The 22,800-nt window shown below is 65.3% G+C and carries 22 protein-coding genes and 1 pseudogene; 2 read left to right on the top strand and 21 right to left on the bottom strand.

What is annotated here, in order from left to right; all coding sequences use genetic code 11:
* Position 1: 1 nt before the first annotated feature.
* The 18 genes from NG697_RS15170 to NG697_RS15085 form a co-directional block, all read right to left on the bottom strand.
* Entirely contained in the window at positions 2-484 is a 483-nt protein-coding gene (locus tag NG697_RS15170) for a ribose-5-phosphate isomerase (RefSeq protein ID WP_252598902.1), read from the bottom strand.
* The gene (locus NG697_RS15165; protein WP_252614585.1) at positions 481-2,271 is read right to left on the bottom strand and encodes a dihydroxyacetone kinase family protein; all 1,791 of its coding nucleotides are present in this window, start codon (positions 2,269-2,271) and stop codon (positions 481-483) included. The genes NG697_RS15170 and NG697_RS15165 overlap by 4 nt, the downstream gene beginning before the upstream one ends.
* A gap of 9 nt (positions 2,272-2,280) precedes the next feature.
* Complete coding sequence (locus NG697_RS15160) at positions 2,281-3,282, bottom strand: sugar phosphate isomerase/epimerase family protein (RefSeq protein ID WP_252614584.1); 1,002 nt, start codon at positions 3,280-3,282, stop codon at positions 2,281-2,283.
* A 97-nt stretch (positions 3,283-3,379) separates the two neighbouring features.
* The gene (locus NG697_RS15155) at positions 3,380-4,114 is read right to left on the bottom strand and encodes a GntR family transcriptional regulator (protein WP_252598905.1); all 735 of its coding nucleotides are present in this window, start codon (positions 4,112-4,114) and stop codon (positions 3,380-3,382) included.
* Between the two features lie 127 nt (positions 4,115-4,241).
* Entirely contained in the window at positions 4,242-4,652 is a 411-nt protein-coding gene (gene nusB, locus NG697_RS15150; RefSeq protein WP_056340263.1) for a transcription antitermination factor NusB, read from the bottom strand.
* Entirely contained in the window at positions 4,652-5,215 is a 564-nt protein-coding gene (gene efp, locus NG697_RS15145; RefSeq protein ID WP_056340266.1) for an elongation factor P, read from the bottom strand. Before efp ends, nusB begins: the two co-directional genes overlap by 1 nt.
* 177 nt (positions 5,216-5,392) lie before the next feature.
* Positions 5,393-5,911, bottom strand: a complete 519-nt coding sequence (locus NG697_RS15140) for a tetratricopeptide repeat protein (protein WP_252614583.1) — start codon at positions 5,909-5,911, stop codon at positions 5,393-5,395.
* Complete coding sequence (gene aroB, locus NG697_RS15135; RefSeq protein ID WP_252614582.1) at positions 5,911-7,002, bottom strand: 3-dehydroquinate synthase; 1,092 nt, start codon at positions 7,000-7,002, stop codon at positions 5,911-5,913. The genes NG697_RS15140 and aroB overlap by 1 nt, the downstream gene beginning before the upstream one ends.
* Positions 6,999-7,568 carry a shikimate kinase gene (locus tag NG697_RS15130; protein WP_374209938.1) on the bottom strand — a complete coding sequence of 190 codons (570 nt, stop codon included), beginning with the start codon at positions 7,566-7,568 and terminating at the stop codon, positions 6,999-7,001. The genes aroB and NG697_RS15130 overlap by 4 nt, the downstream gene beginning before the upstream one ends.
* On the bottom strand, positions 7,568-8,767 hold the full coding sequence (gene aroC / locus NG697_RS15125) for a chorismate synthase (protein WP_058932358.1): 1,200 nt from the start codon (positions 8,765-8,767) through the stop codon (positions 7,568-7,570). Before aroC ends, NG697_RS15130 begins: the two co-directional genes overlap by 1 nt.
* Positions 8,768-8,793: 26 nt before the next feature.
* Entirely contained in the window at positions 8,794-9,654 is an 861-nt protein-coding gene (locus tag NG697_RS15120) for a shikimate dehydrogenase (protein ID WP_252598908.1), read from the bottom strand.
* Positions 9,651-11,237, bottom strand: a complete 1,587-nt coding sequence (gene mltG, locus NG697_RS15115) for an endolytic transglycosylase MltG (protein ID WP_445260451.1) — start codon at positions 11,235-11,237, stop codon at positions 9,651-9,653. The genes NG697_RS15120 and mltG overlap by 4 nt, the downstream gene beginning before the upstream one ends.
* 43 nt (positions 11,238-11,280) lie before the next feature.
* Positions 11,281-11,892, bottom strand: a complete 612-nt coding sequence (gene ruvX, locus NG697_RS15110; RefSeq protein WP_252614580.1) for a Holliday junction resolvase RuvX — start codon at positions 11,890-11,892, stop codon at positions 11,281-11,283.
* A gap of 7 nt (positions 11,893-11,899) precedes the next feature.
* Positions 11,900-14,578, bottom strand: coding sequence for an alanine--tRNA ligase (gene alaS, locus NG697_RS15105; RefSeq protein WP_252598911.1), 2,679 nt, complete (start codon positions 14,576-14,578; stop codon positions 11,900-11,902).
* A 119-nt stretch (positions 14,579-14,697) separates the two neighbouring features.
* Positions 14,698-14,928, bottom strand: a complete 231-nt coding sequence (locus NG697_RS15100) for a DUF6167 family protein (protein WP_252598912.1) — start codon at positions 14,926-14,928, stop codon at positions 14,698-14,700.
* 17 nt (positions 14,929-14,945) lie between these two features.
* On the bottom strand, positions 14,946-15,320 hold the full coding sequence (locus tag NG697_RS15095; RefSeq protein ID WP_252598913.1) for a DUF948 domain-containing protein: 375 nt from the start codon (positions 15,318-15,320) through the stop codon (positions 14,946-14,948).
* A 145-nt stretch (positions 15,321-15,465) separates the two neighbouring features.
* Positions 15,466-16,092, bottom strand: a complete 627-nt coding sequence (gene rpsD / locus NG697_RS15090) for a 30S ribosomal protein S4 (protein ID WP_058932352.1) — start codon at positions 16,090-16,092, stop codon at positions 15,466-15,468.
* Positions 16,093-16,367: 275 nt separating this feature from the next.
* Positions 16,368-17,768 (bottom strand): replication-associated recombination protein A, encoded by a 1,401-nt coding sequence (locus NG697_RS15085; RefSeq protein ID WP_252598914.1) that lies wholly within the window; start codon positions 17,766-17,768, stop codon positions 16,368-16,370.
* A gap of 61 nt (positions 17,769-17,829) precedes the next feature.
* Between NG697_RS15085 and NG697_RS15080 the strand changes: the two genes are divergently transcribed.
* Positions 17,830-18,507 carry an acVLRF1 family peptidyl-tRNA hydrolase gene (locus NG697_RS15080; RefSeq protein ID WP_252608007.1) on the top strand — a complete coding sequence of 226 codons (678 nt, stop codon included), beginning with the start codon at positions 17,830-17,832 and terminating at the stop codon, positions 18,505-18,507.
* 14 nt (positions 18,508-18,521) lie between these two features.
* Here the strand turns inward: NG697_RS15080 and NG697_RS15075 are convergent.
* Positions 18,522-19,318 (bottom strand): annotated as a pseudogene (locus tag NG697_RS15075) (dioxygenase family protein).
* Positions 19,319-19,768: 450 nt separating this feature from the next.
* On the opposite strand from NG697_RS15075, the gene NG697_RS15070 reads away from it, so the two are divergent.
* Entirely contained in the window at positions 19,769-20,524 is a 756-nt protein-coding gene (locus NG697_RS15070; protein ID WP_252614579.1) for a hypothetical protein, read from the top strand.
* 3 nt (positions 20,525-20,527) lie between these two features.
* Here NG697_RS15070 and NG697_RS15065 read toward each other — a convergent pair whose 3' ends face one another.
* Both NG697_RS15065 and NG697_RS15060 read right to left on the bottom strand, forming a co-directional pair.
* Complete coding sequence (locus tag NG697_RS15065; protein ID WP_252614578.1) at positions 20,528-21,052, bottom strand: universal stress protein; 525 nt, start codon at positions 21,050-21,052, stop codon at positions 20,528-20,530.
* A gap of 422 nt (positions 21,053-21,474) precedes the next feature.
* Positions 21,475-22,260, bottom strand: coding sequence for a glycosyltransferase family A protein (locus NG697_RS15060; RefSeq protein WP_252603975.1), 786 nt, complete (start codon positions 22,258-22,260; stop codon positions 21,475-21,477).
* Positions 22,261-22,800 lie beyond the last annotated feature (540 nt).

The following is a 22,800-nucleotide window of genomic DNA, read 5'->3' as shown; positions in this document are numbered from 1 at the left end:
ATCAGACTGCCTTCGTGTATGCGGGCTCATAGGAGCAGATGGCGTCGACCTTGCCGGCGGACGCTGAACTTTCATCAAAGCGGTACTCGAGCCACTCGCCCACGAGCTTCTTGGCGAGCTCCAGGCCGATGACCCGCTGGCCCAGCGTGAGGACCTGTGCATTGTTGCTGAGGACGGAGCGCTCCACGGAATAGCTGTCGTGGGCCGTCACCGCACGGATTCCGGGTACCTTGTTGGCCGCGATGGCAACTCCCAGTCCCGTTCCGCAGATGAGGAGTGCGCGGTCCGCTTCGCCTTCCGCCACTTTACGGGCGGCATTAACCGCGACGTGCGGATAGGCGGTGGCATCGTTGGCCCCAACGCCGATGTCCAGCACGGCGGCAACGCGGCTGTCTGCGGTGAGCAGCGCCTTCAGTGCTTCCTTGTACTCGACGCCGGCCTCATCGTTGCCGATGACGATGCGCCAACCTGCGTGGGTGTTCATGCTGTTGCTCCTTTTCCGGCCGCGTAAGCCAGTTCAGACTGAACCAACCCTGGCTCCGTGAAGTTTGGCTCCGCCAGGCCAGAGTGGATGTATGCGGCAATCCGTTCGGCGATCAGTCCAAAGGAGACCGCGCCGGGGTCGGGGTGCCCGAGGCTCTTTTCGGCCAGCGGACGGGCGCGGCCCTTGAGCGGGCGCAGTTCCGCCGTTTTGGCAGCCGCCGCCCGGGCAGCGACTGCGGCTGCGGTGAGAGACCCTGCGAGGGAGTTGCCGCCGTCGGACTCCCGGAGGAACGCCTCCCGGAAGGGCAAGAGCGCGTCCACCATGGTCTTGTCGCCCGGCTCGGCCTTGCCGAGCTCGGTAATGGCGCCCACCAATGCGGTCACGGCGGCGATCGCGTCCTCAATGGTGTAGCTTTCCCGGTTGCCCAGGGCAAGTCCAGACGCGATGATTGCAGATCCCCACAGTGCGCCTGAGGTGCCGCCCGCGCGTTCGCTCCAGGCTTCTCCGGCTGCTTCAAGCACGCGTCCCACCGACGCGCCGGACTCTGCGGCCTGTGCCGCGGCGTCGGTTGCTGCCTCCACGCCGCGGCGCATGCCGATGCCGTGGTCGCCGTCGCCGGCTATGGCGTCCAGGTTGCCCAGTTCCTCTTCGTGTTCGACGACGACTTCCCGCACTTGGGCGAGCACGGCGGCTGCCAGCCGGCCCAGGTCCGCTGCTGCCGCCGTCGTTTCTTCCACTTCGCCGGCGACGGCGTCTTCCGGTCCGGTCAGCTGGCGGCGGGCACGCGGAGCCAGGTTGCCCTTGCGGTAGGCCGGTGAGTCTGCTGGCGCGGCCCAGTAGCGTTCGAGTTCCTCATCCAGCCAGAACAGCGTGAGGGATAGCCCGGACATGTCCAGGCTCGTGACCAACTCGCCGCATTCCGGTTCCACCACGGTCAGTCCGGCGTTGACGAGGAGTCTCTCGATCTTGCCGAACAGGAGGAAAAGTTCGTCGTACTTGACGGTACCGAGGCCGTTGACGATGGCCACCACACGGTTTCCGCGGTGATCCGGAGTGTCCGCGAGGAGGCGCGAGACCAGCAGTTCGGCGAGTTCGGACGCCGTGGGCATGGGATGTTCCGAGATGCCCGGTTCCCCGTGGATGCCCAGGCCCAGGGACATCTGGCCTGCCGGGACGTGGAAGAGCGGTTCGCTGGCGCCGGGCAGGGTGCAGCCGTCGAAGGCCACGCCGAGCGAACGCGTTCGGTGGTTGGTCTTGATGGCCAAGCGCTCGACGTCGTCAAGGTTCAGTCCCGCTTCGGCGGCGGCACCGGCGATCTTGAACACCGTGAGGTCGCCGGCGATGCCGCGGCGCTTCCCGATCTGGTCGGTCGGTGCACTGGCGATGTCGTCCGTGACGGTGACCGTGCGGGTCTCGATGCCCTCTGCGTTCAGGCGCAGCTGCGCCTGACCGAAGTGAAGGACGTCGCCCGCATAGTTGCCGTAGCTCAGCAGCACTCCCCCGCCGGCATTTGCCTCTTTGGCCACCCGGTAAATCTGCCCGGCAGCCGGCGAAGCGAACATGTTGCCGCAGGCCGAGGCCGTCGCCAGCCCTGGACCCACGAGTCCGGCGAAAGCCGGGTAGTGACCGGAGCCGCCGCCTACCACCAGGGCAACCTGGCCGGCGGGGACTTCGGTTGACCGGACCACTCCGCCATCAACGCGTGCAACGTAACCGCGGTTGGCGGCGACGAAGCCGTCCAGTGCATCGTCCGCAAAGTCTGCGGGGTTGTCGAAGATCTGGGTCATGGCTTTTCCTTAGACGCCAGCGAATTCCGCGGCGGGCAGTTGCCGGCCCTGGGCAACCTGGCTCTGGCCCAGCGCATAGCCATCGGTCTTGGGCAGGATGTGGCGGCGTAGGTACTCCTGGTTGCTGGCCGTAACGCTGAGTCCGTCTCCGCCGTAGTGTTCGGTGCAGAGGATGCCCTGGAAGCCTACGGACAGTGCAACCTTGAAGGCTTCGCGGTAGTTGATGAGGCCGCTCTCCATCGGGGCGGGCATGGTGATGTAGCTGTCCCGCGCCACGTCCTCGTCCCGGATGTAGTTCTTCATGTGCCAGTAGTTCGAGTACGGCATGGTCTTGGCTACCATTTCGCGCCAGTCCTCGATGGGCCGGTGCAGCCGGATCAGGTTGCCGAGGTCCGGGTTGAGCCCAACATTGGCCAGGCCGATGTCCTGCACCAGCTGTATCGAGGAGTCCGCCGTGCCGAGGTAGGTATCCTCGTACATCTCCAGGGAGAGCAGGACACCGGCGTCTGCTGCGTGCTGGCCCAGCTCACGGATGCGGGAGACTGCCTTGCCCCACACTTCCTTGTCCCCCACCGGGTCCTTGTAGCCCTCAACGGTCCAGAACCACAGCTGCTTCTGCTGCTCCGGGGTAATGGCTTGGTGCAGTCCGAAGGAGACTACTTCGCAGCCGAGCTCGGCGGCTGCGTCGATGGTCCGGTGGCTGTAGGCGAGGTTGTCGGCCCAGTCCGTCTGGTGGATCACGCTGCGGCGGATGGCGGAAATGACCGGTATCCCGATGCCCACATTGTCTGCAGTCTGCTTGAACTCGGCGAGCCGCTCCTTGCTCAGATCGCCGGGACGGACCCAGCTGTCGGTCAGGTCAGCGTTGGCGAAGCCGGCTTCCTTGACCTCGGTCAGGACTTCCGCCCAACTGGACGCATCGGCGTCGTTGATCTGCATTCCCTTGCCGTCAGTTCCCGGAAACTGCAGCAGTGCTGCGGTGATGGGCCAATTCTCAGCTGTGTAAGCCACGATGCTTCACTCCCTCGTAATCCTCTTTCCTATAGGATCTACTATCAAAAAAGAGTTGTCAAGATCACATCCCTGAGTGGGCCCCGCCCAGCCGGGATTAGCTTTCCGGGGCGTCGGCAATGGCCCGGGAACGGACCTTGCGGATGTGGTCCGCCATGGCTGCGGCTGCTTTGTCGGGATCGCCGGTGGTAACGGCAGCCAGGACTGCCTCGTGTTCCGCGATGGCGTGCTCGGCATCCGTAATGCCCACGCCGCCGAAGAGCCGGAACCGTTGGACCTGTCCCCCGAGGGCTGAGTAGGCGGCCTCCATAAACTGGTTTCCGGTTTGCCGCGCAATCAGCTGGTGGAACCTCTCGTCCGCCTCGAGGTAGTCCTTGAACTCGGCAAACGAAGGTCCCCGAGGTGCGGATTTCAGGTCCTCGACGGCCTTCCCGAGCTCGGCCAGGCCATGCTGGTTGATGCGTTCACAGGCCAGCCGGGCGTTGACGGGCTCGATTGCCAACCGCGCCTCCATCAGCTCCGCAAAATCCTCCTGCGTAAAAACGGGAGCCACGCGGTAGCCTTTCAGCGCCACCCTCCGGACCATTCCGGTGTGCTCAAGCCGTGCAAGGGCCTCGCGGACCGGAGTGGGAGAAACGTCCAGTTCGCGGGCCGTCCCGTCAATGCTGACCACGGCTCCGGGCGCCAGCCGGCCATCCATAAGGGAGGCCAGGAGTTCCGCGTAAACGTGGTCCGCCAGCACCTCGCGGCTGACCGCGCGGCCGGTCCTGCGGGGGCCGGTCTGGTCATCTGTGCTGCTGCCGGCGCGTGGGCCTGTGGACGCGTTTTGCATAGTCAGATCCTATAGGAAGCGCCGGTCAGCGATCGTTTCCGGGTACGCAAAGAGCCCCGGCCAGGTGGACCTGGCCGGGGCTCTTCACGACGCCGTGCGCGGGCTCTTTACCCGCCGCCGTAGCAGCTCAGGCCAAGAGGGAGGGCTTCAGCTGCTGCAGCCGGCCCAGGAGGCCGTTGATGAACGACGGCGATTCATCCGTTGAGAGCGTCTTGGACAGTGCCACTGCCTCACTGACCGCGACACCGTCGGGAACGTCGTCGTTGTACAGCAGTTCCCAGGTGCCGATCCGCAGGATGATGCGGTCCACCGAAGGCATACGTTCCAGGGTCCAGCCCTGGGAATAGGTCTCGAGGAATTCGTCGATGGCGGTCTGCTGTGAGACGACGCCTTCCACGATTTCCAAGGTGTACGGGTTCACGATCTGGTCTGTCAGTTCGCGCCGGGACCTGAGTACATCGAAGGCGGAAACCGAGCGCTGCTCGGCCTCGAAGAGGACATCCAGTGCCCTGTTACGGGCCTTACCGCGTGCGCTCACTACTCGCTGACCCGGCCGAGGTAGCTGCCGTCGCGAGTATCAACCTTGACCTTGGTGTTGTTCTCGACGAACAACGGAACCTGGATCTCGTAGCCGGTTTCCAGCGTTGCGGGCTTGGTGCCAGCCGAGGAGCGGTCGCCCTGCAGGCCAGGCTCGGTGTAGGTGATCTCGAGGACAACGCTGGGCGGAAGTTCGATGTAGAGCGGGTTGCCTTCGTGGATGGCGATGTTGACCATCTGGTTCTCCAGCATGAAGTTGGTGGCGTCACCAACAGTGGCGCCGGAGACAGTGAGCTGGTCGAAGTCCGAGGTGTCCATAAACACGAAGTCGGCGCCGTCCTGGTACAGGTACTGGTAGTCCCGGCGGTCAACCGTGGCGGTTTCGATCTTAAGGCCGGCGTTGAACGTCTTGTCTACAACTTTGCCGGACATCACGTTCCGCATCTTGGTCCGCACAAACGCGCCACCTTTGCCGGGCTTGACGTGCTGGAATTCAATGATGTTCCAGAGCTGGCCCTCGAGCTTCAGGACCGTTCCGTTCTTGATGTCGTTAGTGGTTGCCACTGGTATCCTCTGGTTTCTATCTGTCTGGTCAGTTGTCAGACGTTCTATGCCGGCCAGGCAGGCCGAACGGCCCGCCAGCGCGTGTTTATCAAAAATCCAAGAACCATTCTACCGGTAAAACCCGGGCGGCTTGCGTCCGGGCCTCCCGGCCACCCACCTCAGAACCGGATAGGCGTGTCAGCAGGCGAGATCCAGGACGTCGCGGGCCCGCTGAAGGGCAACGGTGGACGAGTAGATCTGCGCGGCATCAGCCGATTGCGCAACCCGAAGATCCAGTGCCCGGGCAAAGGCTTCTACCGCGGCGGACGTGTGTCCGGCGGCGTACTGGGTCTTGCCCAGGTATTGCAGTACCAGTGCTTCACGGTCAGTCCCTTGGAACTCAGCGAGTAACTGCCTGAACAAATCAACGGCGCGGTCGGTGCGGTGGGAGACACGCAGTACCTCGGCCTCGAACGTGCGGAGCCGGAAGGACTCAGGGTCCTTGAAGCGGGCCTCCGCGAGCAGTTCGGCCGCCTCCGCAGCATGCCCTTCCACGATCAGGACGAAAATCTGGTCTGACGGGTCCGCGGACGCCGCCAGGGCCGCGCGGCAGGCATCCTCGTTGACGATCTCCGGCAGCAGGGAGACCGGGTTGATCCGGATTCCGGGGAAGCCAGCCTCGGGCCAGTCGCTGGTGCCCGCCACGTCGCCCTGCATCAGGAGGCGATTTCCTGGTAGGCCGCGAAGAGCAGGGACGTGTCCGGGACATCCAGGATGCCCGGCTTGGCGATGCCGTCCAGAACCACAAAGCGCAGGAGGTCCCCGCGTGATTTCTTGTCGCGCCGCATGCCGTCCAGCAGCCCCTGCCAGCGGTCTCGCCGGTATGTGACCGGGAGGCCCAGTGTTTCCAGGATGCTGCGGTGGCGGTCGGCGTCCACGTCGCTGAGCCGGCCAACGCTGCGGGCAAGTTCAGCGGCGAACATCATGCCCACCGATACTGCCGCGCCGTGCCGCCAGGAGTACCGCTCCACCAGTTCAATGGCGTGGGCCAAGGTGTGGCCGTAGTTAAGAATTTCGCGCAGCCCGGATTCCTTGAGGTCTTCCGAAACCACTTTGGCCTTGACCGCGATAGCGCGTTCGATGAGTTCGCGCAGGGCGTCCGATCCGGGGTCGGTGGCCGCCGCCGGGTCCTTTTCGATCAGGTCAAGGATGGCCGGATCTGCGATGAAGCCGCACTTGATGACTTCAGCCATCCCGGAAATGATTTCATTCCTGGGCAACGTGTTAAGGGTGTCCAGGTCCACCAGCACTCCGGCCGGGGGGTGGAAGGAGCCCACCAGGTTCTTGCCCTCAGCCGTGTTGATGCCGGTCTTTCCACCCACGGAAGCATCCACCATGCCCAGCAGGCTGGTGGGCATGTGGATGACCTTCACGCCGCGAAGCCAGGTAGCCGCCACAAAACCGGCCAGGTCGGTGACGGCCCCGCCGCCCACTGCCACGATGGCGTCCGAGCGCGTGAAATCGTTCTGGCCCAGGACCTGCCAACAGAAAGCGGCGACCTGGATGTGTTTGCCTTCTTCGGCGTCCGGGATTTCCGCGGTCAGCGAGGTGAAACCCGCTGCAGCCAGCTCATCGCGGACCGTGTCACCGGTGAGCCGCAACGCACGGGGATGGATGACCAGCACACGCCGGACCCGCTCCCCCAGCAACGCCGGAAGGTTCCCCAGCAGACCGCGGCCAACTACGACGTCGTAATTCTGCCCAGCGGATTCGCCGGTGACCTTGATGACTGTTGAATCGACGCTCAATTTTCAACTTCCTGTTTGGCGGCCGCGTAGTCACGCAGCGCAACTTCGAGCCGGTGTCCCAGCTCGCTGACCGAGCCCTGGCGGACATCCACCACAAGGTTGGCCAGCCGTTCGTAAACGGGTTTCCTGGTAATAAACAGAGCGGACCATCGGGCCATGGCATCGCCGGCGAGTAGCGGCCGACCCGAGTTCCGGGCGATGCGGCTGGCCACGGTTTCCTCATCACATTCGAGGTACACCACAGTGCAGCGGCCCAGGAGCTGCTGCGTGCCGGAATCCAGCACGGCGCCGCCACCCAAGGAAATCACGCTGGCCGCGCTTTCTGCATGCTCCACCGCGCTGGCAACGGTCCGGGCCTCGATCTCCCGGAACGCGTGCTCGCCGCGGCCGGCAAAAATGGAGGCGATGCTGCCATGGGCTTCCACGATCAGGTTGTCCGTATCGACGAAGGGCACGTCCAGCAGCTTGGCCAGCTCGTGGCCGATCGCGGACTTTCCCACCGCCATGGGTCCGATGAGGACAATGGGCCGGTCGCCAGGCACACCGGCCTTACGGCTCCTTGGCACTAGTGGCCGATCGAGTCCAGGGATGCCGGAATGTTGTCCAGGTAACCCTTGATGTTGCGGGCGGTCTCCGCCACGGAGTCACCGCCGAACTTTTCGGTGACGGCTTCCGCCAGAACCAGCGCAACCATCGCCTCGGCCACCACGCCGGCAGCCGGCACGGCACAGACGTCGGAGCGCTGGTGGTGCGCCTTGGCAGGCTCCCCCGTGCTGACGTCAACCGTGCGAAGGGCGCGGGGCACCGTGGCGATGGGCTTCATGGCCGCTCGCACGCGCAGGACGTCGCCGATGCTCATGCCGCCTTCAATGCCGCCGGCCCGGTTGCTGGTCCGGATGATCTTGCCGTCCGCGTCCTTGACGATTTCATCGTGGGCAGCGGAGCCGCGGCGCGCAGCTGTCAGGAAACCGTCGCCAACTTCCACGCCCTTGATGGCCTGGATGCCCATCAGGGCGGCGGCGAGGCGCGAATCAAGCCTGCGGTCCCAGTGGACATAGCTGCCCAGTCCCGGCGGCAGTCCGTACGCGAGGACCTCCACCACACCGCCCAGGGTTTCGCCTTCCTTGTGGGCGGCGTCAACCTCGGCCACCATGGCGTCTGAGGTCTCGCGGTCAAAACAGCGCAAAGGATCGGCGTCGAGCGCAATCACGTTGGCTGGAACGGGCAGCGGACGGCCCTCGGGCACGGTCACACTGGCGATGGAGACGGTGTGGCTGACCAGTTCGATGCCGAGCGCCTTGAGGAACTGGGACGCCACAGTGCCCATGGCGACCCGCGTGGCGGTCTCCCGGGCGCTAGCGCGTTCCAGGACGGGCCGGGCCTCGGTGAACCCGTACTTCTGCATCCCGGTGAAGTCTGCGTGGCCCGGACGGGGCCGGGTCAGCGGTGCGTTGCGGGCCTGGTCCGCCAGGATTTCCGGATCCACCGGATCGGCAGCCATGATCTGCTCCCACTTGGGCCATTCGGTGTTGGCGACCTGGACGGCCACCGGGCCGCCCTGGGTCAGGCCGTGGCGGACGCCGCCGAGAATGGTCACGACGTCCTGCTCGAACTTCATCCGGGCGCCCCGGCCGTAGCCAAGGCGGCGGCGTGCCAATGAATCGGCGATCTGCCCGCTGGTGAGTTCAACACCGGCGGGGACGCCTTCAATAATTCCCATCAGGGCCGGACCATGGGATTCACCGGCAGTCAACCAACGCAACATAATTTCCATCCTGCCACGTATGGCGGTCAGAACGCCCGTCGGGGAAGGCCAACTGAGTCGCACATCACATCTATGACAGACGCATTAACGTCGTCACCGCGGCCGGTGAACAGGCGAACCTGTTCCACCGCCTGGTACAACAACATTTCGAGCCCGGGCACCACCGCACCGCCGCCGGACTGCCACGCCGACGCAATCTGGCTGGGCCACGGATCATAGGCCACGTCCAGGAGGACACCGGGTGTTCCGGTTCCCAACGCGGCGATCTCCGCCGCCAGCCCGTCCGCTGCGCGCGGCGGGAGCGTGGAAATTACGACGTCGGCACTTGCGGTCGGAACGGCGGCTTCGGTCAGCGGCCGGACGGCTATGGAAAGGCCTACTCCGGCCGCGGCGGCGCGTGCTTCGTCGGCCCGGGACGTATCCCGGACGAACACCTGGGCGTGCTGCGTGCCCAGATCCTTCAGCGCGGCCACTGCGGCTGCGGCTGTACCGCCGCCGCCCAGCACCACCGCGGCGGGGCTGGCCGCCACTCCGGCGTTAAGGACAGCGTTGACGATGCCGGCGACGTCGGTGTTGTAGCCGATGCGCCTGACGGAACCCAGGTCTTCCTCGAAGGCGACGGTGTTGACCACGCCCAGCGTCCGTGCCACGCCGCGGACTTCGTCCACCTCGGCAAACATGCCTGATTTCAGGGGCATGGTGACTGAGAGTCCACGCCAGCCCTGCTGCGTCCTGACCTGTTCCATAAAGGCGGGCAGAGCCTGCTCGGTCAGGTCCAGGGCCGTGTAGGCGATGTCCATCCCGAGTTTGCCGTAGGCCGCCAGGTGCAGGGCCGGGGACTTGGAGTGGCTGATCGGATGGCCCAGGACGGCGGCCCGGAGACTCATGTGCAGCGGCCCACGTTGGCCTGGCACCAGGTGTTGTACTGGTTGACGTAGACGTTGTGTTCGTCGAGCGTCTTGGAGAACTTTGTCTCCTTCGTGTCCAGGTTGATGGTTACCCAGTACAGGTAGTCGTTGGTTTTGGGCTTCGCCGCCGCATCGATGGCGGTCTTGCCCGGGGAGCCGATGGGGCCCGGCGGCAGGCCCGGGTTGGCGTAGGTGTTGTACAGGTTGGATTTGTCCCGGCGCTCTTCATCGGTGAAGTTGAAGCTCTTGGTGCCCAGCCCGTACGTCACGGCAGAATCCACCTGCAAATATCCGGAGGTCTGGTCATTCGGCTTGAGGCGGTTGTAGATGGCCCCGGCAACGTCGCCGTACTCAGCCTGTCCGCCCTCAGCCTGGACAATGCTCGCCACGATCACAGCTTCATACTGCTTCGCCGGATCGGAGATGCCCTGTGCCACCAGTTCGTCCGTGGTTACTTTCACCAGCGACTGGAGGATGTCCTTGGCCGGTGTGCCAAGCGGGAAGCGATACTCCCCCGGAGCGAGGAAACCCTCAAGGTTTTTGGCGTTGGCTGGGAGCCCAAACTGCGCGGGAGCGTTGCTGAGCTCCTTCAGTTGCTGCAGCGACACACCGGAGCCTTCTGAGATGGCCTGAAGCGACTCGCCGACCCTGAGACCGGCACTCAAAGCGAAGTAGATGACCTTGCTCTTGTCGGTGCCGAGCAGGACGCTGACGGCGTCGGAGTTTTTCATTTCCATCTTGAACGCGTAGTCCCCCGGCGACAGCGTTCCGCCGGAAGAAGCAAATGCCTGCAGGAAAGTGTCAGCATTTGCCACAACTTTCCCGCTTTCCAGTTTGGTGGCCACGGAGCGCGTACCTTCACCTGGCTGGACTGAAACTATGACTTCGCCCGTGCCGGGGCCGGGGTAGTCGGCCGCTTTATCGTTTCCCAGCAGGGGCTTCAGGAACTGCGCGCCCACGGCGATCGCTGCCACGAAGACCACAAGTGTCAGGAACAGGGCCAGGAGGCGGCGCCGGCGCCGCACCTTCTTGGAGGGCTTCGCCACTACGGGAAGCGCGACTGCGCCAGCGAACAGGCCGGTGTCGGGGTGGTGATCATCAAGGTAGTGGTCATCGGCATGGTGATCATCGTGGTGGCCTGCATCGTGGTGTTCTTCGTCCGGATAGTGGTGCCCGGCGTCATGGAGCGCTTCGTCAGGGTGGTGGTGCCCGGCGTCGTGCGCTTCATGAAAGTGCTGGTCTTCGGGGTGGTATTCCTGAACCTGGGCTTCGTCCGGCTGGTGGTCTGCGGCCGGACCGGCGTCCTGGATGGAAGGCGGGGTTTCCGGGACTGTGGGGACGGCCGGCTGCGGCTCCGGATCCGGTTCAGGCGCCTGAACCGGTTCGGCCGCCTGGACCGGAACGGGGGCAGGCGCAGGAGCGGGGGCAGGAGCGGGGGCAGCTTCGGGAACAGGAGCCGTGACAGGTGGGGGCGCATCCTGCCCCGTTTCGTAGGCCTGCTCGGGAACCACATCGCTGCCTCCCGTGTGCTTCTCCAGGGCGCGGAGCTCTTTTCGGGTCAGCGGCCTGGCGCCATCGTTGCTCGTGGCGCCTGAGGCGTCGTCGTTACTGGACGGGCTCACTGTAGCCTTCCGTGTTCTGAGATCGGGTCGTGCCTTCCGGGGCCGCATGCTCGGGCTGGACTGCCGAACCTGCTCCGGATGGCCGAGTACGGGGCGGCGCAGTCACGCGGCTGCCAACGTCCGTTCCCCTGGCTTTTTGCATGTCGATGGCGTGCTGGAGGATGCCTGCCGCCGCGACCTGATCCACCACTTTACGGTGGTTCCGGCTGCTCATGCCAGCTTCGTGCAGGTTACGGTGCGCCGTAACACTGCTCAGGCGCTCGTCGACCAGGTTGACCGGAACATCCATTCCCCGGGCAACGAACTCCGCGACCAGCAGTTCGGCGTAGTCGGTGGCCATCCTGGCAGAGGCGTGTTCCTCGCCCTTCATGGTGCGTGGCAGCCCCACGAAGACCTGGACGGCGCCCAGTTCCCCAGCGAGGGACGCGATGACACTCACGTCGGAATTCTTCTTGGCGTTGCGGTCCAGGGTCTTGTGCGGAGTGGCCAGGATTTCGTCCCGGTCGCAGAGGGCCACGCCCACGCGGACGGTGCCGACGTCTACCCCCAGTTTGATGCCCTGGGGGTAGCCGGCGGCGCCAGCGGATTCTGTCACGGGTTCCCTAGCGCCGGGAGATGGCGTCCACAACGGCGGCCAGCGCCGGTGCGACCTTGGCGGCGTCCGTGCCGCCACCTTGGGCGACGTCGTCCTTGCCGCCGCCGCCGCCGCCGAGGATTCCGGCCGCGAGCCGGACCAGGGCCCCGGCCTTCACGCCGGCTTCCCGGGCTGCCTCGTTGGTGGCCACCAGGATCATGGGCCGGTCATTGCTGACACCGGCCACTGCCACGGTGGATGCTGCCGAACCGAGGCGGTTGCGCAGGTCGAGGGCAAGGTTGCGGATGTCGTCAGCGCCGCCGATCTGGCCGGCGTCGTGTGCGATGACCTGGACGCCGGCTGCGTCCCGGGCTGTGCCCACGAGGTTTCCGGCCGCCGCGGCGATCTGTTCCTTGCGCAGGCGGTCGAGTTCCTTCTCCGTGGCCTTGAGCTTGTTCAGCGTGCTGGCGATTCTGTCGGCGAGCTGACCGGAAGGCACTTTGAGCATCTCGGTCAGTTCAGTCACCAGGGCGCGCTCGGCGGCCAGGTGGCGGAAAGCATCCATGCCCACGAACGCCTCCACACGGCGGTTTCCTGAACCGACTGACTGCTCGCCGAGGAGCGACAGGCTGCCGATCAGGGACGTGTTGGCTACGTGCGTGCCGCCGCAGAGTTCCCGGGACCACGCGCCGTCGATCTCCACAACACGGACTTCGCTGCCGTAGTTTTCGCCGAAGAGCGCCATGGCGCCCAGCGCCTTGGCCTCGGCCAGGCCCATGACCTTCGTGTCCACGCGGAAGTTGTTGCGGATGGCGAGGTTGGAGACTTCCTCGATTTCCGAACGCGTTGCGGTGCTGAGGCCTTCGCCCCAGGCGAAGTCGAAGCGCAGGTAGCCGGCCTTGTTGTAGGAACCGCGCTGGGTGGCCTCGGGGCCGAGGATCTGGTGCAGGGCGGCATGGACGATGTGCGTGCCGGTGTGGGCCTGCTCGGCGGCGTGGCGCCGCTCGCGGTCCACGGCTGCGCGGACCAGTGAGTCGGAGCCGATCTCGCCTTCGCGGACGATTGCCTTGTGGACGCTCAGTCCCTTGATGGGGCGTTGGACGTCCAGGACCTCGACCACGAATCCGTCACCGGTGATGAGGCCGGTGTCAGCCGACTGGCCGCCCGCCTCAGCGTAGAACGGGGTCTCCGCCAGGACGAGTTCAATCTCGTCGCCGGTGGCAGCATGCCCCACGTTCTGTCCGCGGCTGAGGATGCCCCGGACCCGGGACTCGCCATCCAGGTCGGTGTATCCGGTGAAGACGGTCTCGCCCTGGGCCAGCAGCTCCTGGAAGGCGCTGAGATCGGCGTGGCCGCCCTTCTTGCCCTTGGCGTCCGCCTGGGCACGCTGGCGCTGTTCGAGCATCAGGCGGCGGAATTCCGGCTCGTCGACCTTGAGTCCGGCTTCTTCCGCCATCTCCAGGGTGAGGTCGATCGGGAAGCCGTATGTGTCGTGCAGGGCGAAGGCATCTGCACCGGACAGCGACGTGCCGGCGGCCTTGGACTCCGTGACGGCGTCTTCGAGGCGGGCGGTACCTGAAGCGATGGTGCGCAGGAAGGCCCGCTCTTCGGCATAGGCGATCCGGCTGATGCGGTCAAAGTCCGTCGCCACGATGGGGTAGACGCCCTTCATGGCATCGCGTGAGGCGGGGAGCAGGTCCGGCAGGCAGGCCTTTTCGACGCCGAGCAGGCGCATGGAACGCACGGCGCGGCGGATCAGGCGGCGCAGGACGTAGCCGCGGCCCTCGTTGGACGGGGTCACGCCGTCGGCGATCAGCATCAGGGCCGAACGGATGTGGTCACCGACAACGCGCATGCGGACGTCGTCCGTGTGGTGCGGATCCTCAGGTGTTTCGGCCGAGGTGTACTCCCGGCCCGACAGCTCGGCAGCCTTGTCGATCACAGGCCGGACCTGGTCGGTCTCGTACATGTTCTCGACGCCCTGCAGGATCATCGCGAGACGCTCCATGCCGAGGCCGGTATCGATGTTCTTTTTGGGCAGTTCGCCGACGACGTCGAAGTCGTCCTTGGAGCGGACGTTGTCGATCTGATACTGCATAAACACCAGGTTCCAGATTTCAACGTAGCGGTTTTCGTCGGCGATGGGACCGCCCTCGACGCCGTAGGCAGGGCCCCGGTCGTAGTAGATCTCCGAGCAGGGGCCTGCCGGGCCCGGCTGGCCGGTGTGCCAGTAGTTGTCGGCCTTGCCCATACGCTGGATGCGCTCGGACGGGACGCCGGTGTTCGTCAGCCACAGCTCCTTGGCTTCGTCGTCCTCTTCGTAGACCGTCACCCACAGCAGTTCCGGCGGAAGGCCGTAGCCGCCGTCGTCCACGCTCTTGGTGAGCAGCTCCCAGGCGTACTTGATGGCGTCTTCCTTGAAGTAATCACCGAAGGAAAAGTTGCCGCACATCTGGAAGAACGTGCCGTGGCGGGCGGTCTTGCCCACTTCCTCGATGTCGCCGGTCCGGATGCACTTCTGGACGCTGGTGGCCCGGGCGAAAGGGGCCTCTTCGCGGGCAGTCAGGTAAGGGATGAACGGGACCATGCCGGCCACGGTGAACAGGAGGGAGGGGTCGCTGGAGACCAGCGAGGCGGAGGGAACCGCGGTGTGTCCTTTGCTGACAAAAAAGTCCACCCAGCGCTTTGTGATCTCCTGCGACTTCATGAGCTGATTACATACCCTTCTCGGTTCACGCGTTGTGCCACGCATGACTTATTGATTCAGACGGCAGTGCCGGCAAGCGGCGGCTGCTGGTTTAATTCTCGCGCGTTTTTCCCGCGCGTTCAGCGGCGGGCTGCATCCTGGGAGTCGATCCCGAGAGCGGCCCGAAGGTCCGTCTCGCGCTCACTCATTCCGGCACGCACGGCATCGGCGAAGTCGTACACGCCGTCAGCCAGCCGGCCCACCGCGCGGTTCAGGCCTTCCGGCCCCAGGTTGGACTGGGCTTCGCTGATCTTGCGGAACGCAATGACTCCGATGGCCACGCCGATTCCCATCCAGACAAATCGTTTCATTTCAGTTCTCCGGTGGCTTAGCGGCTGCGGCGGCCGGGTGCGGGCTTCTTGCGGTTGGCGAGGGCGGAACGCACGCCGTAGCTGAAGGCTGCCACCTTGATCAGCGGTGAACCGACTGTCGCTGCAACGAGTGAGGACAGTGCGGAAAGGTTTGCCGACGCATCCGAAACGTTGGAGGCGATGCCATCCACTTTCTTCAGCTGCTGGTTGGTGGTGTAGACGGTCGCGGTGACTTCGTCCATCAGCGGCGTGGCGCCGTCGCTGAGGGAGCGGATGGAGGTCCGAACTTCCTCCAGCACACTGCCGAGCTTCAGGATGGGCACGGCGAGCAGCAGCACCAGGAGCGCGAACACCCCGGCTGCGATCAGGCCGGCAATATCGCCACCAGACATAGACGTTCATCTCCTTGAAACTGACGTGGATCTTTTACGTCCGCGCACGCTGCCTTGATGCGTTCCGCAGATGTCCCCCAAGTACCTTACATACAAAGAAGCCCGTGGCGCTTGCCACGGGCTTCTTTGGATACGCTGCTGGGATTTAGCGTGCGTAGAATTCGACGACGAGCTGCTCTTCGCAGGTTACGGGAACCTCGGAGCGCTTCGGGCGACGGACCAGGCGGGCCTGCAGGGCGTCAAGCTTGACGTCCAGGTAGGCCGGAACCTGGGGCAGGACGTCACGGTGTGCGCCTGCTGCTGCAACCTGGAGCGGAACCATGGTTTCGCTGCGGGTGTGGACGTGGACAAGCTGGCCTTCGCTGACGCGGAAGGACGGGCGGTCAACGCGGATGCCGTCAACCATGATGTGGCGGTGCACAACGAGCTGGCGGGCCTGGGCGATGGTGCGGGCGAAGCCGGCACGCAGCACGAGGGCGTCGAGACGCATTTCGAGCAGTTCGATCAGGTTTTCACCGGTCAGGCCCTTGGTGCGGCGGGCTTCTTCGAAGGCGCGGGTCATCTGGGCTTCGCGGATGCCGTACTGGGCGCGCAGACGCTGCTTTTCGCGCAGACGGACGGCGTAGTCGGAGTCCTGCTTCTTGCGGGCACGGCCATGCTCACCGGGGCCGTACGGGCGGCGCTCCATGTACTTGGCGGCCTTGGGGGTCAGAGCAATGCCGAGTGCACGCGAGAGGCGTGCTGTACGGCGAGCACGAGTGTTGTTAGCCACTTGTGTCCTTCCAATATCTGCGGTGTGTCAGTGTTACTGGCCTCCATAATGGAGAGCATCGGCCAACCGCTGCCTTTTGCTACTGGGCACAGGGCTACCCCACGAAACAGCAGAAATACTTAAGGATGGGGAGATTGCGTCCGCGCCTTGCCAGACAACGAACAATCTTAGCAGGATTCGGCTGCATTCCCACACTCCGCCGGCCGCTCCGGCCGCCGCTCCCCCACGTCACTCCGGTGGCATCATTGCCGGGGCCACTCCACCGACGACGCCGGTCAGTTGCCGCGGATGATCTTGCGCAGGCGTTCGAGGCGGACGACGATGTCCCGTTCCGCACCGTTGGCGGTGGGCTCGTAGTAGTCCCGACCCACCAGATCATCCGGCGGGTACTGCTGGCTGGCCACGGAATGGGGGGCATCGTGGGCGTACTTGTAGCCGAGCCCGTGGCCCAGCTGCTTGGAGCCGGGGTAGTGCGCATCACGCAGGTGCGCCGGGATCCCGTTGCCCAGGCCGGCACGGACATCCGCGACGGCCTTGTTGATTCCCATGTACGCGGCATTGGATTTCGGCGCGGTGGCCAGATGCACCACGGCTTCGGCCAGGACGATCCGCCCCTCGGGCATGCCGATCAGCTGGACTGCCTGGGCGGCGGCGACCGCCGTCTGCAGCGCTGTGGGGTCCGCCATTCCCACGTCTTCCGCCGCGGAAATCACGATGCGCCGGGCAATGAACCTCGGGTCCTCCCCTGCCTCCAGCATCCTGGCAAGGTAGTGCAGTGCGGCGTCCACGTCGGAGCCGCGGACCGATTTGATGAATGCGCTGGCGACATCGTAATGCTGGTCCCCGGCGCGGTCGTAGCGCACGGCAGCCACATCCAGCGCGCGTTCGGTGTGCTTGAGTTCCACGGTGACCAGCGAGTCGGCAGCGGCGTCGTCCGCATCGCCGAAGGCCACGCCCGCTGCTGCTTCGAGGGCCGTCAGGGCGCGCCGGGCGTCGCCGCCCGCGAGCCGGACGAGGTGCGCCACGGCCTCGGCGGTGAGCTCCACTTTTCCGTTCAGGCCGCGTTCGTCCGCCACGGCGCGCTGCAGGAGCCCTTCAATGTCCGCCTCCGTCAGCGGTTTCAGGGTGAGCAGGAGGGAGCGGGACAGCAGTGGCGAGACCACCGAAAAGGACGGGTTTTCCGTGGTTGCTGCTACGAGCACCACCCAGCGGTTTTCGACGCCGGGCAGCAGGGCATCCTGCTGGGCCTTGTTGAAGCGGTGGATCTCGTCGAGGAAAAGCACAGTGGTGGTCTTGTACAGGTCCCGCGCTGTCAGGGCTTCGTCCATAACCCGCCGGACGTCCTTGACGCCTGCGGTGATGGCGGACAGCTCCACGAACTTCCGCCCCTTGCCCTTGGCGATCACGTGCGCCAGCGTGGTTTTTCCGGTCCCGGGCGGTCCCCAGAGGATCAGCGAGCTGGGCCCCGCGGGACCCAGGGCGTCGGTGCCGGCCGCCAGCTGCCGTAACGGCGATCCCTGCCCCAGCAGGTGCTGCTGGCCCACCACGTCATCCAGGGTGCGTGGCCGCATCCGCACGGCCAAGGGACTGCGGGGCGCGGCGGTACGGCCGGACGACGACGGTTCGTCAGTGTCGTCGTCGTCATTGCCATGCCCTTGGGCGAAGAGATCATCCACATAGATAGGCTACTCATTAGTTCACTGCCCCACTTCCGCCCTCCATGCAAGGGATCCCGCCATGAGCGCACGCAGTACCCCCGGCGGCGCCGGCCGGCCGGGGTCCGTCAGGACCGCGTTTGTGTCCGGCGGACGCCTGGCCGGATGGGCGGCACGTTTCGGTGCCGCGCACGGCGGCTTCCGGATCAGCGATGACGACGACGGTGTGCGGCTGGTGGCGGCCGACGGCACCACTGCGTTGATCCAGGCGCCCTGGCCACCTGACGGAAGGCCGGGACGGGGCGCCGATCCGCTGGAGCGCCTGGCCTCCGTCGCCGCCCAGCCCCGGACGGCCGGCCTGGTGCTCGTGCGGCGCGGCGGCTATGCGGTGGCCGTGGCCAGGGAAGGCATCCTGCTTGCGTCCAAGACAGGCTCCCGCTACGTGCAGTCCCGGACGGCGGCTGGTGGCCAGTCCCAGCAGCGGTTTGCACGCCGCCGGGCCAACCAGGCTGACGAGCTGGTGGAGAAAGTGGCAGCACACGCAGCAACGGTCTTCGGCGGCCAGCAGATCGAGTATCTTGCTCCCGGTGGGGACCGGACCCTGGCCGGGCTGGTCATGGACCAACCGGCGCTGAGGCGCTACGCCTCAGTCCCCCGGCTGGATTTCCTGGATGTGCCCGATCCCAACGGCGCGGTGATGCGGAAGGCAGCAGCGGATGTCTGTGCCGCGCGGATCGAGGTAGCGGACGCGCCGGATTGAAACGGGCCTGCTTCCTAGGTCAGGGTCCAGGAGCGTTTCGACAACCCGTACCAGAACCCGTCGATTGCAGTCTTCGCGTGCAGTTCACCGGAGCCATAGGCTGCGCCGAGCCCAACATAGAGCGGCGCCCAGTGCTCGCTGCGCGGGTGAGCCTGCCGGGCGGCTGGGGCCTTGTTCAGGAAATCGAGGATGGCGTCGACGTCGCCGCGCGCCATGGCCTCTTCGGCCCAGTGGTCAAACTCGCTCGAGGCTGCCGGCGGCGCAACGTCTGGCCCTCCGGACGGGCTGAACCAGCGGAGATTGTGAGTGGTGAACCCGGAACCGACAATGAGGGTGCCGCGTTCGCGCAGCGGTGCCAGCGACATGCCGAGGTTAAACAGACCCTGCGGATCGAGGGTGGGTATGGACATCTGGACCACCGGAACATCTGCTTCGGGGAACATCTCCTTGAGAGGCACGTAGGCTCCGTGGTCCAGCCCACGGCTCTCATCGCGTTCGACATGATGGCCATGCCCGGCCACCAGCCGTTCCACCTCCGTGGCGAGCCCCGGAGCCTGCGGTGCGTCGTACGTGACGTCGTAGTACTTCTGCGCGAAGCCGCCAAAGTCATAAACAAGGCCTGGATCCCGCTGGGTGGCGCTCAGCGTAACGGGGGCGTGTTCCCGTGCGCTGACACCATCAGGATGTCCTTGGGCTTGTTAAAGGTGCCGGACCAGTCGTGAAGCTGCCGTGTCCAGGTAGCGTCGTCGGCAAGCGGCGGAGCACCGTGGCTGAGAAAGAGAACCGGAGACAGGCCAAGTGTTTGTGTCACGGAACCATGCTACCTTTTTTTATTGAATCTTAAAGCATTAATAGTTATCCACAACCGGCCGGCGGTGACAAGCGCCGGCCACCCCTTCCTGCCTAGACTCCCCAGCAAGGGGCCGCTGCCGCGGCCCGGATCAGCTGCCGGGGAAGATATGAACTTACGAATGAGACTGGCTGCCGTTGTGGCAGCGCTGACACTGTTTTGCACCGCCTGCACCGACGGCAGCTGGCTGGACCGGACCCGCCTGTCGTTCCACACCGGGGGCATCGACACCGCACTGGCCAGCGAAGACCGCACCAGGAATTCACTGACAGCAATGGCTAGCCGGGGGCAAGAAGTCCTCGCCGTCCTGGACATCACCACGTCAACTTCGACGGCCACCGCGCTGCCTACTCCCCAGACAACGGCGCCTCCTGGCAACCAGTCTTGTTTGATGGCCAGACAGATCCCGGCATGGCGCTGGCCAACAAGCCCACCGCCCGCCAGGGCCAATGGCTCCTGCTCGGGCACCGCAATGGAGAGGTCTTCGCCTTCACCAGCAGTAACGGCACGGACTTTAGCCTTCAGCCGGAACCAATTCTTGAAACCTCCGCCACCAGCCTGAACGCAGCCGTGGGCATGGCCCAGGGCTGGCTCCTCGCCACAACACCCGACCGCGAATCCGGCGGCACGGCCATTACGCTCTATCAGAGCAGCGACGGATCAGCTTGGACCGCCCGGGACGGGACAGCTGCCGGGCTGCCCCGTCCGCACTGCACCTTCCATCCCCTGAACATGGCCGCGGGCCCAGCAGCCGTGCTTCTCGTGGGGCAGGAAAACGATCCCAGCCGTCCACCATTTTCACGCGCCTCCTCCTCCACCGACGGCGGGAATAGTTGGCAGAATGCCACACCGGACAGCTCGGGTGTGGGTCTCCTCGGCAACGCCCTCTGGGGGTATCTACGCGGAGACAAGATCAGCCAGGCTCAGACCTGGTTGATCGACCACCAGGAGCCTAATGGATTGTTCACGGGACATCTGTTGCGGGACCCGTTACCACGACTTACAACTGTGGTTCACTCTGGCCGTGTGCCGGACACTCGGCCGCATGCCGCAGCCCTGAGCCGGCGCCGCGCAAGAACTGCCCTGCGCAAAGCCGCGAGGATGGACGGCCCGGGACCGCAAAGAGCGAAAAGGCAATCCCTAGGAGGGTTCCCTCCGCACCGGTAGCGGTTATTCCTCGTGCTTAACCTTGTGAACGCGGGTAACAACGGTGGGGCAGGGTACCCGCTGCAGGACCGCATGAGCGGTGGAACCCAGCAAGAGCCTGCTGAACCCGCCGCGTCCACGGCTGCCTAGGACCAGCAACCGTGCGCTGGCTGCCGCATCCACTAGCGCCTTCGCGGGATCCTCGTCATTTTCGAGCCGCTGATGTACTACGAGGTCCGGATACTTGTCCGTGAGGCCCGCGACTGATTCAGCCAGGACGATCTTGTCCTCTTCTTGAATCGCCTGGGCCAGGCCTCTGCCAGGCATCCCACGCTGAATCCACCAGGCGGGGCGCCGGAAAGCCAGCACCGCGGTGAGCTCGTCCCCCTCGCGGTCCGCTTCTGCCGCTGCCAGTGCAACAGCCTGGAGTGATTCCTCAGAGCCGTCCACGCCGACCACAACTCCCCGACCCTCCGGGCCCTGGCCTTGCGGAATGACGGCCACCGGGCTATCCGATACCATGACCACCTGCAGCGCGCGGTCCGTCATGGGTCCTCCGTCTGCCCAGTTCCGAGTGTGTGATCCGATGACCACCATGGACGCGCTTTCGCAGGCGGCTGCGATCCTGCCTCAGGCCGGCACGACGCACGTGTGGAGCGCGCGAGGTCCGCAGCCCGGGTTGAGCAGGAAGCCTGCGACCAGGACACACGGTTGTTGGAACAGGCAAGCCGTGAGGCCGCTGCGCTGCAGGAGTCGGGCCGGGACCGTATTCCCGCAGCCGTCGGCAGGGGTGTTGACACGTTACCGAGCCCGCAGAGTGCCGGACAGAAATGAAAGCGATTGGGTCGCGGTCTCTGTTCGGGCCCGATCCATGGCCAGGCGCCGTTCGGCGCCGGAACCAGCCGGCGCATGGCCGCCCTGCCGACTCTGCAAAGTGAACTGCCCCTAAGCCGACTGACCAGCGTCGTGCTCTACCTGTCTTCAACCGGGCTTTCGTCCCGGTGGGGACCGTTTTGGTGCCGTTGCCAGTACCCCCACCGGAAGCGGTCCAAGCGGCGCCGGAGGGGCGGTTCATGCGCGAACTCGACGCGGAACGTCACCAGGGACATTGCAACGCGGCGTCGAAACGATGACCAGCTGGCGAAGGGCCGCGCGGAAACCCCGACCCGCAAGGTGGGGTCGTAGATAACCGTCATGTCCGGTCGCAGGCGGTAGGAAATATCGAAGTCATCATGGACATCGGCGTTGTCCCGGACCACGATGGTGCGGATTGCCGCCCAGACACCCCGCCGCAGCGCAAAGTTGGAACCAAACACCGGCGGATGGCCCATCAGGAAGCCAACGACAGTGAAATAGCCTCCCAGGAACAGGTACCGGCCCGTCCAGCGGACCAAGAGGTTCCCGCCGTAAAAATCAGCGGGTCCAGTGACAGCCGTGAGCGGCCCGGATGCCTGAAGGATCCGCTCCACGTGCTCAAGCCAGTCTTGGGGCGGCCTGGAGTCGGTGTCCAGCCTGGCGATGATCTCCCCCGCTGCGGCATCAAAACCTGCAGCAGCCGTTGCCGGAATGCCTGGCAGGTCCACAGGTATGCGCCTCACGCCGGCCGTGGCGCAGATGGCAGATGTGTCATCGCTGCTTGCGTTGTCCACCACGATGATTTCATCGGCAGGCCTGCTCTGTTGGGACAGCAGGGCGAGGCACGTTTTCAGCTTTGGAGCGTCATTGCGGGTGGGGATGATAACCGAGACGGTGGGCATGGCGCGGCCTCCTTTGGCGGTCAACCGGCAAGCCGGGCGCCGGCCGGCCTGGAAATCCCGATGGTCGGGGTCGGGGTACGTCAGGGCGATCGGGTATTCCTGGAATGTCCTCCAGCAGCTTCCGGGGAGCCGCCTCGTCCTCCTCGATCCGTTCGATCAGGAAGTCGACAATGTCCAACAGCGAGAGCCCGCCCCACTGCCAGCGAAGCGGCACTCGTTGCCCACTAAATGCACGAGGAGCGGGATCACGAGGAAGGCAACGATCACTTGCGCCGTCATTGTCAGCACGGCCGACCAGCCGCCGTCGAGCGTCGGATCCAGCCCAGATGGCATTCTAGGCGTCTGCCATGCAGCCGGCTGTCCGGCGGGCCCAGACAACGTTGAGGCGGCGGCGGGCACGGGACCGAAGCTCGGCCGAGGCATCGACGGGCCGCAGCGCTCAGTACCGCTCAGGTTCGTCTCCCAGTTCAAAATGGCGACCACTAATGCGTGTCGGCGTGATCTCGACATAGGTGTATTTCCGCGTCGGAATCCACGGTT

Source organism: Pseudarthrobacter raffinosi (assembly GCF_023913835.1).
Lineage (GTDB): Bacteria > Actinomycetota > Actinomycetes > Actinomycetales > Micrococcaceae > Arthrobacter > Arthrobacter raffinosi.
The sequence above is the reverse complement of the archived record's forward strand: the minus strand, read 5'-3'. Positions and strand labels throughout refer to the sequence as shown.

Excerpts from the sequence above, each read along its gene's own strand:
- NG697_RS15095 (WP_252598913.1), bottom strand. The coding sequence starts at position 15,320 with ATGTCTGGTGGCGATATTGCCGGCCTGATCGCAGCCGGGGTGTTCGCG.
- NG697_RS15165 (WP_252614585.1), bottom strand. The coding sequence starts at position 2,271 with ATGACCCAGATCTTCGACAACCCCGCAGACTTTGCGGACGATGCACTG.
- NG697_RS15065 (WP_252614578.1), bottom strand. The coding sequence starts at position 21,052 with ATGACGGACCGCGCGCTGCAGGTGGTCATGGTATCGGATAGCCCGGTG.
- NG697_RS15060 (WP_252603975.1), bottom strand. The coding sequence starts at position 22,260 with ATGCCCACCGTCTCGGTTATCATCCCCACCCGCAATGACGCTCCAAAG.
- NG697_RS15140 (WP_252614583.1), bottom strand. The coding sequence starts at position 5,911 with ATGCAGGGCGACGTGGCGGGCACCAGCGACTGGCCCGAGGCTGGCTTC.
- NG697_RS15080 (WP_252608007.1), top strand. The coding sequence starts at position 17,830 with ATGAGCGCACGCAGTACCCCCGGCGGCGCCGGCCGGCCGGGGTCCGTC.
- NG697_RS15170 (WP_252598902.1), bottom strand. The coding sequence starts at position 484 with ATGAACACCCACGCAGGTTGGCGCATCGTCATCGGCAACGATGAGGCC.
- alaS (WP_252598911.1), bottom strand. The coding sequence starts at position 14,578 with ATGAAGTCGCAGGAGATCACAAAGCGCTGGGTGGACTTTTTTGTCAGC.
- NG697_RS15120 (WP_252598908.1), bottom strand. The coding sequence starts at position 9,654 with ATGAGTCTCCGGGCCGCCGTCCTGGGCCATCCGATCAGCCACTCCAAG.
- NG697_RS15100 (WP_252598912.1), bottom strand. The coding sequence starts at position 14,928 with ATGAAACGATTTGTCTGGATGGGAATCGGCGTGGCCATCGGAGTCATT.
- NG697_RS15155 (WP_252598905.1), bottom strand. The coding sequence starts at position 4,114 with ATGCAAAACGCGTCCACAGGCCCACGCGCCGGCAGCAGCACAGATGAC.
- aroC (WP_058932358.1), bottom strand. The coding sequence starts at position 8,767 with ATGTTGCGTTGGTTGACTGCCGGTGAATCCCATGGTCCGGCCCTGATG.
- NG697_RS15070 (WP_252614579.1), top strand. The coding sequence starts at position 19,769 with ATGGCGCTGGCCAACAAGCCCACCGCCCGCCAGGGCCAATGGCTCCTG.